This window comes from Micromonospora sp. CPCC 205546 (assembly GCF_036902715.1).
GTDB lineage: Bacteria > Actinomycetota > Actinomycetes > Mycobacteriales > Micromonosporaceae > Micromonospora.
In genome coordinates, this window is sequence record NZ_JBAKHL010000113.1 from 1 (window position 1) to 12,743 (window position 12,743).

Consider the following 12,743-nt stretch of genomic DNA (forward strand, 5'->3'; position numbering starts at 1 on the left):
GGATACCTCATACCGCCGATCTACCCGACACCACAACCGTCACACCAGCAACGCCATCCACATCAGACGAACCTGGCCTTTCAAGATCTGTAGCAAGCAGCGAGGCTCCGTCGGCCACCTGGCACGCAGCGCGCAACGCAACCAACGGCCTGTTGATCTTCGGGAGCGAACCGACGACGTACGGACGACAGGCTCGTCGGGTCACTCAGCAAGGCAGCCAGGCCGCAGCGGGCTGACATCCTCCAGTCGCTGTCGGCCCTGGCGCCCATACCATCACGCGCGGTCGATGTTTCCTGCCTTCCTACTCGAACTGGGTGGGTGGCTCAGCGGCGCTCGTCGGTGGTGGTGTGGCTGCGTTCGAGGATGAGCACGTATGAGAAAAGGCCCGGGCGTTTGCCGGTCACGCGTTCGTGGGCGGCCAGGAGTTCGCCTGTGCGTCCGTCGATGATGAGTTGCCAGGTTGACCCGTCGGCGGTCACCGCGAAGGCCAGGCCTGTGCGGCCGGCGATGTCGGTGGTCTCGCCTTGGTAGGTGATGGTGGGAATGCTGGCCAGGACTCGCAGGGTGGCGGTTCGCTGTTCCTGGTTGAGGTATTGGCTGGTGGCGAGTCCGACGACGCCGGAGGCGAGCAGGAGGGGGTACGCGGGTTCGTTGGCCAGTATCGGTGGCGCGAGTGCGTGGGCCAGCGTGGTGGGGTCGGTGGGTGGCGGCTCGGGTAGGTAGTGGCGCAAGGCGCCTTGCCCGTACTGGGTGGTCTTTTGTGGGGCGTGTGCGAACAGTTCTCGTTCGTCGGGGTCGGGGCGGTGGTCGACGCCGAGCATGTCGGGTAGCCGGCGGGTGATCTCGCGTCCGGAGTTGTCTGCGCTGCGTCGCCAGCGTCGCAGGTCGGTGCGGGTGATCGCGTTGGTGGCGCGGTTCCACATTTGCAGGTGTAGGTAGGTGTAGGGCTGGTCGGTGGTGTGGTCGGCCGGTGTGGCGGTGACGCTGGTGGCCAGGGCGGTCAGGCGTTGCTGCGCGGTGAGGTTCGGTCCGGTGGCGGCCGAGGGCGGCATCGGGGTGGGCGGCTGCGGTTGCGACGGCGGCGCTGGTGTCGGCTTTGACCGGTTGGCCGGCGGGCCTGACTGGCAGGCGGTGAGCAGGACGCTGCCGAGAAGACCCACCACGACTTGGGTGGGAGCGTTTCGTCGGGGCATGAGCATGTTGTGCAGTTCCTCGCTGGGTGGTGGCGTTGCGGGTGGGATCAGCGCCGAACCATCGGGGGTGGCCTGGCGCCGTTCGGCGTGCCAGGTGAATCAGCAGTGGCGGAGGGAAGCATCTGGTGGGCGGGCCGGGCGCGCGCCTCGGCTCAGGGGCCAGAGCTCCGGTCCGCTGGGCAGGTTCAGCGGCAGGGCGGCGCGGTAACCGTGGTTGCGGAGCGCGTCCCGTGCGGCCTCGGTGGTGACCACGGTGTCGACCGGCCATCCGGTGCCGTCGACGGCCTGGTGGTGCCGGCGCAGCAGTTCGCCGGCGAGGCCCTGTCGCTGGTAGGCGGGATGCACGGCGAGCCACGACAGCCAGTGGTGCGGTGCCCAGGACCGGTAGCTGTCGATGGCGGAGTTCAGCTCCGACAGGCGGTGGGCTGCGGTGCCGGCGAAGGTTGACAGGTGGTGGTCCCCGAGCGGCCAGCGCGGGGCGTCCGGGTCGTGTCTGCGCCATACCGCGGCCGCCGAGAGGTTCAGCGTCACGTCGACGGTCCCGGTTTCGATCGCGTGGTCAATATCGACGGCGAGCAGGCGGTGCAGGACGGTGATGCGCTCGGTGGGATCGGGCAGCAGCCACTGGATGACGGGGTCGCCGTCGAGTGCGCCGGCCAGCAGCACCGTGATCGCGGCGACGTCCTGGGGTGTCGCCGGGCGGATGGTCGTGCCCAGGGCGGGGCCGCTCACAGTGGCCGCCTGCGTGGTAGGAGGTCCGTTGGGAACGGTGCGGGGGTGCCGTCGGTCGGTTGGCCGCGCCACATTCTCCAGATCAGCGGTCCTTGGGTTGGCAGGTGGATCGGTGCGCCTTGGCGGTAGCCGAGGCGCAGGTACAGGTCCCTGTTGCGGGTATTGCTGGCCTCCAGGTACGCCGCCCGGTTGGTCGCGTCCAGCGTTTGGTGGGCGGTGGTGAGCAGCGCCGAGCCGACGCCTCGGCTCTGGCGGCGTGGGTCGACGGCGACGTAGGCGAGGTAGTCGTGTGGGGCGTGTGGGTGGTGTGTTTCGAAGATGGCGTCGAGCAGCAGGAACTTCGGCGCGTACTTGCCGGTCGCCTTTTCCACCGCGCAGTAGTGGTCGGTTGACGCCAGCAGAGGAACCTCGTCGCGGGTGTACCAGATCGCGACGGCCGACAGGTCGGAGGTGGTGTCTACGCGCCCGTACTGGAGCCCGTGGTGGAGAACCAAGTTGAAGTAGCGGAAGTAGACCGCGCGGCGGTCATCCAGGTCGGGAACGAGCCAGTCGGCGACAGGACCGCCGAGGAACGCCTCCACCAGCACGGTGATGAGCGGGCCGGCGTCGTCGTGTGTGGCCCGGCGGATAGTGAGGGTGCTGTTCGATTTCATGGTCGCTCCTGGTCAGGCTGGCTGGCGGGTGGCGTCGGGTGTGCGGACCGGCGCGGTGGCGCTGTCCGCGCCGAGGCCGATCGCGGTGAACACGTCGGGGCGGGTGGCGCGCAAGATCACCGCCCATACGGCGCCGAGGACGGCGGCGATGCCGTAGGCGGCGGGGAACCACCAGCGCAGCGGCGACGTCGCGGCGACCCCGAGCAGGACGTCGAACTCCTGGATGGTGACGACGAGAATGGCGGCCAGCGCGCCAGCAGCGGCCAGCGGCGCGATCGCGCTACGCCACAGGCCGTCGCGGTGTGGGGTGCGGGCGAAGAATCCGACCACCGCGGCGGAGGTGACGGTCATCAGGATCAGCACGCCGAGTCCGCCGGTGACGGTGATCCAGAAGAACAGATGCACGATGGGGTCCGCGCTGGCCACCGCGTAGCCGATGAGGACGGCTACCGCGATGACGCTCTGGACGATTGAGCCGGCCTTCGGTGCGCCGGTGCGGCGGCTCGTGCGGCCAAGCCACGCGGGAAGGACACGCTCGCGGCCGAGTGCGAACAGGTACCGGGCGACGGTGTGGTGAAACGCCAGCAGCGCTGCGAAGAGGCTGGTGATGAACAGGACCCGGCCGACCGTGACGATGCTGCTGCCGAGGTGTGGGGACACCAGGTTGAAGATGAGGTCGGTGCCGTCGGTGCGGGCGGCGTCGACGATGTTGTCGGGGCCGGTGGCGACGGACATCGCCCACGCGGACAGCCCGTAGAGCAGGCCGATAATCGTGACGGCGATGTAGGTGGCGCGCGGTACGGTGCGGCGCGGGTCCTTCGTCTCCTCGCTGAACACGACGGTGCCTTCGAAGCCCACGAAACCGGTGATCGCGGTGACCAGCGCCGCGCCGATGCCGGCGGCGAAGATGTGCGACGGGGCGAGCGTGTCGAAACTGACGCTGGCGGCCGGGTTGCTGACCATGACGACGTCGAAGACGACCGCGACGGCGCACTCGGCGACGAGCACCACGGCCAGCACCTTGCCGTTGAGGTCGATACGCAACAGCCCGAGAACGGTCACGGCAGCCCACGCGGCCAGGGCGCACAGCCACCAGGTGGTGTTCCAGCCGTAGCGGTCCTGAAGGAACTGGGCCAGCACCGCGCCGAACCCGCCGTAGAGGCCGATCTGCATCGCGTTGTACGCCAGCAGCGCGACGAAGGCGGTGGCGACGCCGGCCGGCTTGCCGAGGCCGTGCGTCACGTAGGTGTAGAACGCGCCAGCGTTGACGATGCGCCGGGACATGGCCACGTAGCCGACAGCGAACAGAGCCAGGATCGCGGCGACGACAAGGTAGGACACGGGGATGCCGACGACGCCGGTGACGGCGTACCCGGTGGTCGCGCCACCAGCGACAACGGTCAGCGGCGCCGCCGCGGCGATGACGAAGAACACTACGGACGGGATCCCGAGACGGCCGCGTGCCAGCACAGCCGAGACGGTGTCGGGTTTCGATGTACGCATCGGGTCTCTTTCAGCAAAGGGTGGTCGGGATTGACCGCACGTCAGGTGCGGTGACTCAGGACGCTTCCGCCGACGGCGCTGCTGAGGTCGGCGAGCAGGTCGCGTACCGGTTGTGGGGCCTGCGCGACTACCTGACGCAGGTGGGTACGGACGGCTAGCGTCGCGCCGTCGAGCAGGGCCGTGTCTAGCTGGGTGTGCAGGGCCAGGCCCGCGAGCACCACGTCGAAGGAGTTGAGGCGGCGGGTGAAACGCAGGTCGACCGACAGCCGCGCCCACGACGACGCAGCGACGTTCACGTCGGTCGGCACATGGATGGTGCGTTGACGCCACAGCCGGCCGACCTGCTGTCGTCGCAGCAGCCCGACCTGCCACATGCGGGTGGTGACCTGCTCGCTGGCCGTGGCGGCCAGGAACGCCAACCACGTCCGGGTGTCGCTGTGCTGCGGCTGTGCGATCAGCCGGTCAAGCACGACGTGTTGCAGCCAGTCCCTCGGCGGCCAGGGCTGGAGCACTTCGATCCGCCCCTGCTTGAAGATGATCCGGCCTTCGCCGTACAGCTCGGCGAGTAGCGCGGCGGCCAAGCCGTGGTTCAGCGCGGACTCGAACAGGCGTGGCCGGCCGGTCTGGTCGTCGTGGGCCATGAACCAGAACTCGTCGGCGAGCAGCGTCGGCCCAGTAGGCGCGTTGCCTACAGCCCGGACGTGACGCTGCGGCGCGGCGGGCTGACCGCGCAAATGCCGAGGGGCGTCGTCGGCTACGCCGGGATGTGTGTGCACGCGGCTGGCCTTTCCGGGTTACTCGTCGAGATGGCTGCAGCGGCCGCGTTCTCTAGGCGGCGGATGAGGTGGAGGGCAAGTTCCTGTTGCGCCCAGGCGTTCTGTTCGCAGCTGCCGTCGGGCCTACAGTGGAAACAGATGCGGCCGTCGGCGTGCTGTTTGTCGGTCATCCGCGCGGATGCATACCTGTCGGCCGGGCCGCAGGGTTCGTCGCTGCGGCTCATGTCGCGCTGGCGTACCGACGTAGCGCGGCAACGCGGACCCGCAGCTCCATGCACGGCAGGTGCTCGTCGGCATTTGGGTACAGGCATTCGGGGTGGTGACCGGTCACCCACATCCACTCGTCGCTGAGGTGCGCCAGGTCGGTGCGGAGCCTGACAACAACGACGTCGACCCGGCTGCCTGATGTGAGGTCCCGGCCAAGGGACCAGTCGTCGCCGCCGAGCTGCAAGAGGGTGTCCGCGACGACCTGCGGGATCGGGGGTGCCGCTTTCACGCCTGCCCCTTCCGTCGGCGGGGCTCCAGCCGCCGAAGCGACTGTGGCGGCGGTTGCTGGTCGAGCAAGGCCCAGAACGCGCGGTTGGTCTCGGCGAACTCCTGGACGGTCTGCTCGTCGGGGTCGGCCGTGTGTATGCGAGCCCAGCCGCTGCGGCTCCCGAACAGCGTGGCCGCGCCTTCACAGTCAATGCCTAAAGGGCTGTAGGTCTCGCCGTCGCCGGCGGGAGCGAACCACTTGCGCCGCATCGGCGCTACCTCCTTCGGCGGCATGTGCGGCCGGGCCTCCCGGCACCGACGCGCACCCCGATCGGTTGGGTGCAGGGCAGTCCTGCACGGGAATCGGACGAACGCGAGTGGCATCGGGGCCATTCGTCCGCCACGTCAACATCAAGGACTAAAGGCGATACCCATTGATGTCGGCTACCCGAACCCAAGGGTTCCGACATCTGGGCGACATTCCCTCGGGTGACCCTTTCACCGTTGCCACCGCAGGAAGGAACAAGGGCGAAGTCCCTGGCCGGCCCGACTGTGGTCGCACGAGGGAGACGAGACTGTCAGTGGATTGTCGGAGCTCGCCGACAATCCTTATCGACATTGCCATCCGGGATGTTCGATGGGTCGCGTCAGCACGTGCGCATGTGAAAGGAGAAAGCGTGGACATTCGTAGTCTCAGAAGGGGTGGGGTTCTCGTTGCCGGCCTTCTCGCTTTCGTGCTCGGCGTCGCGGCCCTGAACGCTCCGGCTGTGGCCGGCAAGCGCGTGAAGAACACCTACGACGGCGCCCAGAAGGTTCTCGCGCCGTGCATCGCGCTCGCCATGCAGCAGAGGCTGCCGGAGTGGAGCTGCACCAGCGCCGGCCTGACGAGCACGCGCCGCGATGCCCACGGCTCCCCCACCACAACCTTCACGCCGGTCGCCGCCACCACCGCCCCGGCCCCTGGCCCGGTGTCGGTGCTGGCAGACGACTACGACACGTGGTGCGAGGGCAGCGGCATATGTCACCGTGTCATCGACTACCAGCGCTACATCGGTGAAACGAAGGGCAACGCCGTGTACGGCAACGCCAGCGGCGTCATCGGCAGCTACGACGTGATCATCCGCAATAGCCTTCAGGGCCGACGCGGCCGGTGGACCGTCTCCCTAATCTGGGACCTCGGCCCGTCGCTGACCTTCACCGACTCCTGGATCAACTGCTACCAGGTCATCGACAACTGGCCGGACGCCAACTGCGGCGACCACGCTCTCTACCCGGGGCGCCTCAGCGGTGCCGGCTCGTACCGCTGGAACAGCCCCACGATCTACGGCAATTTCCTGACCAACCCCGCCGCGTACTACGCGGCCTTCAACACCGAATACACCCCCGCGGGCTACTCCGCCCGCACGGCGCCTGCGTTGGAGACGGCACGCTTCAAGTGCTATGGGTCTACCGCCGAACCCTGCAAGTTCTGATCCCGTTCCGTACCAAGTCGTACCATCACAGTTCAATATGGATGCGTGGACCATGGCCCCGACCTCCTCGACGGAGGCCGGGACCTTGGCCGTAGCGAGGCCTAAGGAGCAGCATGGCCGACACCAGCGCCGCACCCAACGCCTGGGACACGGCCCAGCCGTTCCCCGGTCCACCGCCGGAAACGTCCGACCGCTACCGCGCCATCGACACCCCGAATGGCCGATATTGGGAGCTGAGCGAATCCGGCTGGGATGCCATGCTCGGCTACCTCGCCGCCCCCGCCACATTGGCCCGGTGCAGAGAAACCCGACAACATCATGTCGAGGTCACCGTCAGCGACAGCACCGGAGAGCACACATTTCACCCGCCACGCACAGCGAACGATCAAGCGATCATCGATGAGGCAGCGAACTCATACCTGCGCGATGTGGGATTGCCGGAGCGGCCGACCGGCCACCGCTGGTTCCAACGCCTACCCAACGGCCTCACCGTCAGAGACATCGACGAAGCTGTCTACGCCGCGATCATGCACCTGCATCCCGGCCACCACCCCGCCGAAGCGGTTCCGGCCATCCGCACGGCGCTTGCACGCCTCTACGCCGTGTAGCTGCGCCTCGGTGTACATCTCGTCACCGTTGAACAGACCCGCTCAAACGTCCCTTTCGGTAACGACCCAGCGACGTCCCACCGCCGTCAGGTTCGCCGGGCGGCGAGGAACAACTGGTCGACGAGGACAGCTCCCACGCATCGCCGCCGCTACCTGCTTGGGATTAGCTGTTCGCCGACGGGTGGTTCGGCGCGGGCGACAGCGGCGAAGATTTCTTCAGGAGGTGCATCCCGGAGGACGGCGATGAGCCAGCCCTCCAGATCCGCCAAATCAGCAGGCAGCTGCATGGCCGCAGGAGTCGGTGCCGACCGAGGCACTTCGACGGGGCCGGATCATCTTGAAAGGCATAGCGAGCAGAGACCTGACGCGTGTCACCCATCGCAGGCTGTATATCTGGATCGCGCCTGCGGAGTTGGTCGGAGTTCCGGAGCAAGCCGTTCTCACGCCTGACGGCAGGGCGGGGTCACCCGGCCAGAGACACCGTTGCCGCAGTCGTCCAGCGATAGGTGCGATTCTCCCGCCGTAGCGCTATCAGCGTCACCTCGCTCACCGTCGCCCGCGCCGGAGGCTGGTCACGGAGTTCGGCTAGCCGAGCGCGTATCGGATCTGTCGGCGCCGGTGAGCCGCTGTAGGCGATGGTGACGTGCGGCCGGAATCCGTCCGCGGGCTCGGGCACGGCTGGCCACACCGCGCCGATGGCGTCCCGGATGGTGGCGCGGAGATGTTCGACGCGGTCCCAGGGTTGGACCAGCAGACCGATTCCTTCGGCGTCAGGGTCGGCGGGGCCGAGGGACAACTCCAGCGGCGCCAAGCCGGCGCAACGCTGCCGGACTTCGGCGACGATTGTGTTGAGGTCGGGGGCGCTGACCTCGTCGGTGAAGCCGAGGCCCTGCATAGTCAGGTGCAGACCATCAAGCGGCACCAGGTCCAGCCCCGGCAGCACCAGCTGGCGCTGCAGGTCGGTGACGAAACGGTGGAGTTCGGGCTGGTGTTCAAAGGTGAGGTGCCAGGTGTAGAACCGGCGGTCGGCTCGCCAGCCCGGGCGCCAGTACCAGTGTTCGATGAGTTCGGGCAGATCCTGGTAGGCGGTCCAGCGCTGGTGCAGGCTGGCCAGTTCCCGACTGGTCATGACGGCGATGGTAGAGCCGGCGGCGTTGCGATTGCGACCTGAGTCCGCTCAGCGAGCAGGTCCGCCACCTGCCGCAGCCGCGGGTGGCGGGCGAACGGCCCGGCGACGGCGAGAAACTGCCGGGCACGTTGGTGAACCGACTCGAAGCGCTGGTCCGCAGTGAGGGTGAGCGCTTCCATCACCAGCGTGGCCGCCTGTTCGGGGTCGGGGTCGTCGACGTGCAGGTGCGCGGTCGCCAGATCGAGGCGGCTCAGTGCTTGCGGGCCCCGCAGCCCGGCTGAATCGAACGCGGCGATGGCGATGGCGAGGTGGTTGTTGACGTGTGCGGTGCGGTCAAGGGCCAGGTAGGCGGTTGCCGCGTTTGCTGCTGTCCTGGCCTGGCAGTACGGGCCGAGGGCAAGGCTTGTGCTGACCTGGGTGACGGGTGGGTAGTCGGACAGCATGGCGAATGCTCGATCGACAGCGCTGTCGACGCCGTAGCGATCGCCGAGACGGGCAAGGGCTCGCGCCTGGCCGTTGATCGTGAGGCGGATGCGGTGTGGACTCGTGCCGGCGCGGCGCAGGCCGTCCTGGGCGTAGGCCAGCGCGTCGTGGTAGTCGCCGGTGTAGAACGCGATTAAGCTCTGTGTCGCCCGCGCCCAGGCTTGCGTGTCGGGCTCCTTGGCGGCGTCGGCGAGGTCGAAGGCTTCGGCGGCGTAGGCGTGTGCGAGGCGGAACGCGCCGAGGTCTAAGGCGAGGGCGGCGAGGAGTCCGGATAGGTGGGCGGCGGCGGTGTAGAGCCGAGCGCGCTGCGGTGGGTGTTGCCGGCCGGCCATGAGCTGGTCGACGTAGGCGCGCAGCGGTCGCATACGTGCCGTGAGGAGGGCCGGGGTGAGGCGTTCGTTGTCGCAGATCGCCTGGCGTACCTCGCTCTCGAGGTACGCCAGGCGCGCGTCGTCGTCGGCTGCGGACTTCAGCGCCAGCCGACGGGCGTCGATGCTGTCCTCGTGCTCCCACAGAACGGTGGTGTCGTCCGCGCAAGGTGCGTCGGGGCTGGTGGGAGATAGTGTCATCGGCCTAGACGTCTGCTCGACCGCCTGCATCACCGATAGGCGACGTTGCCGGCGGTCCAGATCGGCGATGCGGTCGTACTCGGCGGCAAGCAAGCCCTTGGTCTGCAGCGTGGTGTCGCAGCGGACCCAGAACGCGCGGTCAGGGTGTTGATGACCGGTCTCGGTGTTCGCCACGGAGCTGCGACCGTACTGCACGAGCCGGGCGAAACCATGCTGAGTGTGACCGGCGGCCTTTCGCAACTCGGCGAGTTGCCGGCCGAGCGCACGACGGGCAGCTTGGATCTCGTCGCTGTTGGCCATTGCTTCTAACTCCGATCGCCCTGCAGACGCTGCGGCCCCGACGCGTGCAGACCACAGCTGCCAGCTCTGACAGTCACCCATGCACCCGAAGGCCGCGCGTCGCTGCCGAACGCAGATAGTGCCAAGGGTCGCGCCCACAGCACACCTGTCGTCGGTCTCATTGTGAGACCGACGGCACCCCTGCAGAGCAGTTCGCGGTGTCAAAATTTGTCGGAGTTGATGTCGGCAGATGCCGACAATGTCGCAACTGGCCAGCGGCTCGGGTATCCCGCCGCCCGAAGCGGACCATCCGGCTTGACGTCGTTGACGGCCCTTCACCTGCCCTTCACAACGGGGCGGATGGAGCGACGATAGCCAACTGCCGCACCACACCGCGCGGCGGAAGCCCAAGCGCCGAGGATCGCGGCGAGTAAAGCCCAGCGGCTCAGTCTTCGCGCCAGTGTTCCTCGTAGCGTCATTCTTCCTCGTACCAAACTTATTCGTAGCCGCCGTCGTAGTCGTCGCCGCGGTCGCGGTTGAACCATGCGTAGCCGATGCCGATGACGGCGAGGAGTCCGACGAGGCCGGCAACGTCTTCGGTGCCCACCGAGTGGACGCTAGCGGCGGACATCGGTCCTGCTACCCCGGCTGTGAGCACAAGCGCCACGGCGTCATCGTGCAGGTCCTCGCCGAGGCCGCCGGGCGATCAGAGAGCACAAATCAGATGCGGGGCATCCCCGCCTTCATCGCCGATGCTCGCTCCGGCCGACATCCCGACCCCGCTCGTCACCCTATGCCAGGCCAGGTCAATGGCGGCCGACCGCCCCAGGCACCCACCTCGGAGTAAAGATCCACAGCGGTGACCACCGTGGACAACGGCCGTACCCCGACGCACCGGCATCTCGTCCATGATCCAGACCAGGCGACACGCAAATGCACTGGTCAGAACGGACCCGCACGAGCCCCCGCCACGACAGCACAGTGACAACGGAGCACCATCGGAGCACCAGATTCCAAATCCTGGGAAAATCGATCCCAACGCGTAGAAGCGATCAAGGCCGTGACCGGCGTTTTCGCTGGTCACGGCCTTGATCGTGAAGTGCGCCCGAAGGGACTCGAACCCCTAACCTTCTGATCCGTAGTCAGATGCTCTATCCGTTGAGCTACGGGCGCTCGGTGCTTGGCCAGTCTACACACCCGGCTTTCGCGCGGAGACTCCGGGATTCGAACCCGGGAGGGGCTTTAAGACCCCAACCGCATTAGCAGTGCGGCGCCATAGACCAGACTAGGCGAAGTCTCCCTGGCGGCCCTGCAGACCACCGCGCCCGAGGATACAGGGCACCAGCCATCGGGAGCAAAGCGACTTCCCCGATCCGCCCCTCCACCTGCGCGCCGAGCGGCCCCTGACGAGGCCGGGGCCCGGCCCGACCTCGCCTTTCACTGCTGTGCGTGGGCGTGATCGGGACTACGCTCCTTCGATATGCAGGAGCAGCCGCCGCGCGAGCCGAACCGCCGAGAGCCTGCTGAGGGAGCGCGCCGACGCTCCCCGGAGGCGACCTTCAGCCCGCCTCCCGCACCGCCTGAGCCGGCCGGGCCGGAGGACTCCGGGAAGCGCCCCAGGCGGGCCCGATCCGCGCCCGCAGTGCTCTTCCAACCGCCCTCTGCCGATTCGCCGCTGCCCCGTCAGGCCGACCGCCCGGCCGAGCCGGCGCCCCGGGAGCAACCCGGCCAGGCGGGAGAGGACGGCAGGAGTGACGTTCCCCACAGCGGTGCCGACACTCCCGCCGCAGCCGGGGGCCAGGTGTCAGTTGCCGCCGCCGAGCCGCCGGACAGCGGGGTCGGATCAGCAGGCCGGCAGGGGGTTCCGCCCGCCACACCGGCGGACTCCGGCGGAGCGGCCACCGCGGGGCGGCAGGTCCCCACCGCCCGCAAGGTGCCCACGGGCCCGCCCGCCCGTGGGACGGGGAACTCCGGCAAGAACGTCGCCCCCGCGCAGAAGGAGCCCGCGAAGAGCACCACCGCGAAGAAGGAGCCCACGCGGGAAGAGCCCACGAAGAAGGAGCCCACGAAGAGGGCGGCAGCGAAGAAGGCCACCCCGGCCGCGAGGACCGATCCCGCCACCCGCAAGGCCGCTCCCGCGAAGAAGGTCACCCCCGCGAAGAAGGCCACGAGGAAGGCCATGACGAAGGCCGCCCCGATGACTCCGACCCCGGCTCCATCTCCATCTCCGGCTCCGGCTCCGGCTCCGGCTCCGGCTCCGGCTCCGACTGAGCGTCCGGATCCGACCCCGACTCCGCCCACAGCTGCGGTTGCGCCCGCGGCTGCCGCCCCCGGCGCCGAGGCTGAGGTGGCGGGAGCATCGCCGTCGCGTACGCCTGAGACCGTTCTTCGGCTGGCCGCCGCGCGGTTGATCGAGCATCCCGCCTTCGCACCGGAACTGCTGGCCCTGGCCGCCGTCGAGGCGGTCGGGCCGCGCGCCCGCGACTGGGCGCAGCGGCTCCGCGAGGCGTACCCCGACGCGGGTGCCGACGGGCTGGCGCGGCTCGCGACCCGGCGGTTCGTCCGGCAGGCCGCGGCGGGCGGGGCGACCGCCGCGCTGGCGGGGCTCTTCGCGCCGGTGGCCGAGCTGGCGGCGGTGCTGTGGGCGCAGGCCAACCTGGTGCTTCACCTGGCGGCGGCGTACGGCCGGGACCCGGCCCATCCGGACCGGGCGGTGGAGTTGCTGGTGCTGACCCGCGTGCACCCGGACGCCGAGAGCGCGCGTGCCGCGCTGGCGGCGGCCCGGTCGGCGGAGGCGCCCGAGGCGGCGGGCTGGCCCCGGGCGGCGGAGGCCGCGTGGCGGCTGGCGGCGCCGCTGGTCGCGCAGGCGGGC

Annotated in this window: 12 protein-coding genes, 2 tRNA genes and 1 pseudogene; 3 read left to right on the forward strand and 12 right to left on the reverse strand. The window is 68.9% G+C overall.

The window, feature by feature from the left end; translation table 11 throughout:
• Nucleotides 1-323 precede the first annotated feature (323 nt).
• From V6U77_RS28635 to V6U77_RS28665, 7 genes are all read right to left on the reverse strand, one after another.
• Nucleotides 324-1,160: a hypothetical protein gene (locus V6U77_RS28635; RefSeq protein WP_334609869.1), complete on the reverse strand. Its 837-nt coding sequence runs from the start codon at nt 1,158-1,160 to the stop codon at nt 324-326.
• Between the two features lie 132 nt (nt 1,161-1,292).
• Complete coding sequence (locus V6U77_RS28640) at nt 1,293-1,925, reverse strand: GNAT family N-acetyltransferase (protein ID WP_334609870.1); 633 nt, start codon at nt 1,923-1,925, stop codon at nt 1,293-1,295.
• Nucleotides 1,922-2,578: a GNAT family N-acetyltransferase gene (locus V6U77_RS28645; RefSeq protein ID WP_334609871.1), complete on the reverse strand. Its 657-nt coding sequence runs from the start codon at nt 2,576-2,578 to the stop codon at nt 1,922-1,924. Before V6U77_RS28645 ends, V6U77_RS28640 begins: the two co-directional genes overlap by 4 nt.
• Before the next feature lie 12 nt (nt 2,579-2,590).
• Nucleotides 2,591-4,081, reverse strand: coding sequence for an APC family permease (locus V6U77_RS28650; RefSeq protein WP_334609872.1), 1,491 nt, complete (start codon nt 4,079-4,081; stop codon nt 2,591-2,593).
• Between the two features lie 41 nt (nt 4,082-4,122).
• Nucleotides 4,123-4,815, reverse strand: a complete 693-nt coding sequence (locus V6U77_RS28655) for a GOLPH3/VPS74 family protein (protein ID WP_334609873.1) — start codon at nt 4,813-4,815, stop codon at nt 4,123-4,125.
• 262 nt (nt 4,816-5,077) lie between these two features.
• Nucleotides 5,078-5,353, reverse strand: a complete 276-nt coding sequence (locus tag V6U77_RS28660) for a hypothetical protein (RefSeq protein ID WP_334609874.1) — start codon at nt 5,351-5,353, stop codon at nt 5,078-5,080.
• Nucleotides 5,350-5,601 (reverse strand): hypothetical protein, encoded by a 252-nt coding sequence (locus tag V6U77_RS28665; protein WP_334609875.1) that lies wholly within the window; start codon nt 5,599-5,601, stop codon nt 5,350-5,352. Before V6U77_RS28665 ends, V6U77_RS28660 begins: the two co-directional genes overlap by 4 nt.
• 407 nt (nt 5,602-6,008) lie before the next feature.
• Here V6U77_RS28665 and V6U77_RS28670 point away from each other — a divergent pair, with 407 nt between their 5' ends.
• Both V6U77_RS28670 and V6U77_RS28675 read left to right on the forward strand, forming a co-directional pair.
• Complete coding sequence (locus tag V6U77_RS28670) at nt 6,009-6,803, forward strand: hypothetical protein (RefSeq protein ID WP_334609876.1); 795 nt, start codon at nt 6,009-6,011, stop codon at nt 6,801-6,803.
• 113 nt (nt 6,804-6,916) lie between these two features.
• Nucleotides 6,917-7,411: a DUF5956 family protein gene (locus V6U77_RS28675; protein WP_334609877.1), complete on the forward strand. Its 495-nt coding sequence runs from the start codon at nt 6,917-6,919 to the stop codon at nt 7,409-7,411.
• Between the two features lie 463 nt (nt 7,412-7,874).
• Here V6U77_RS28675 and V6U77_RS28680 read toward each other — a convergent pair whose 3' ends face one another.
• From V6U77_RS28680 to V6U77_RS28700, 5 genes are all read right to left on the reverse strand, one after another.
• Complete coding sequence (locus V6U77_RS28680) at nt 7,875-8,540, reverse strand: 2'-5' RNA ligase family protein (RefSeq protein WP_334609878.1); 666 nt, start codon at nt 8,538-8,540, stop codon at nt 7,875-7,877.
• Nucleotides 8,537-9,892, reverse strand: coding sequence for a helix-turn-helix domain-containing protein (locus V6U77_RS28685; protein ID WP_334609879.1), 1,356 nt, complete (start codon nt 9,890-9,892; stop codon nt 8,537-8,539). The genes V6U77_RS28680 and V6U77_RS28685 overlap by 4 nt, the downstream gene beginning before the upstream one ends.
• Nucleotides 9,893-10,971: 1,079 nt before the next feature.
• A tRNA-Arg gene (locus V6U77_RS28690) sits at nt 10,972-11,044 on the reverse strand.
• Between the two features lie 36 nt (nt 11,045-11,080).
• Nucleotides 11,081-11,171, reverse strand: a tRNA-Ser gene (locus V6U77_RS28695).
• A gap of 383 nt (nt 11,172-11,554) precedes the next feature.
• A complete protein-coding gene (locus V6U77_RS28700) occupies nt 11,555-12,052 on the reverse strand; it encodes a hypothetical protein (RefSeq protein ID WP_334609880.1) in 498 nt (165 codons plus the stop codon).
• A 166-nt stretch (nt 12,053-12,218) separates the two neighbouring features.
• Between V6U77_RS28700 and V6U77_RS28705 the strand changes: the two are divergent.
• Nucleotides 12,219-12,743 (forward strand): annotated as a pseudogene (locus V6U77_RS28705) (hypothetical protein); the annotation flags it as partial.

Excerpts from the sequence above, each read along its gene's own strand:
- V6U77_RS28645 (WP_334609871.1), bottom strand. The coding sequence starts at position 2,578 with ATGAAATCGAACAGCACCCTCACTATCCGCCGGGCCACACACGACGAC.
- V6U77_RS28650 (WP_334609872.1), bottom strand. The coding sequence starts at position 4,081 with ATGCGTACATCGAAACCCGACACCGTCTCGGCTGTGCTGGCACGCGGC.
- V6U77_RS28665 (WP_334609875.1), bottom strand. The coding sequence starts at position 5,601 with ATGCGGCGCAAGTGGTTCGCTCCCGCCGGCGACGGCGAGACCTACAGC.
- V6U77_RS28675 (WP_334609877.1), top strand. The coding sequence starts at position 6,917 with ATGGCCGACACCAGCGCCGCACCCAACGCCTGGGACACGGCCCAGCCG.
- V6U77_RS28680 (WP_334609878.1), bottom strand. The coding sequence starts at position 8,540 with ATGACCAGTCGGGAACTGGCCAGCCTGCACCAGCGCTGGACCGCCTAC.
- V6U77_RS28685 (WP_334609879.1), bottom strand. The coding sequence starts at position 9,892 with ATGGCCAACAGCGACGAGATCCAAGCTGCCCGTCGTGCGCTCGGCCGG.
- V6U77_RS28700 (WP_334609880.1), bottom strand. The coding sequence starts at position 12,052 with ATGGCCTTCCTCGTGGCCTTCTTCGCGGGGGTGACCTTCTTCGCGGGA.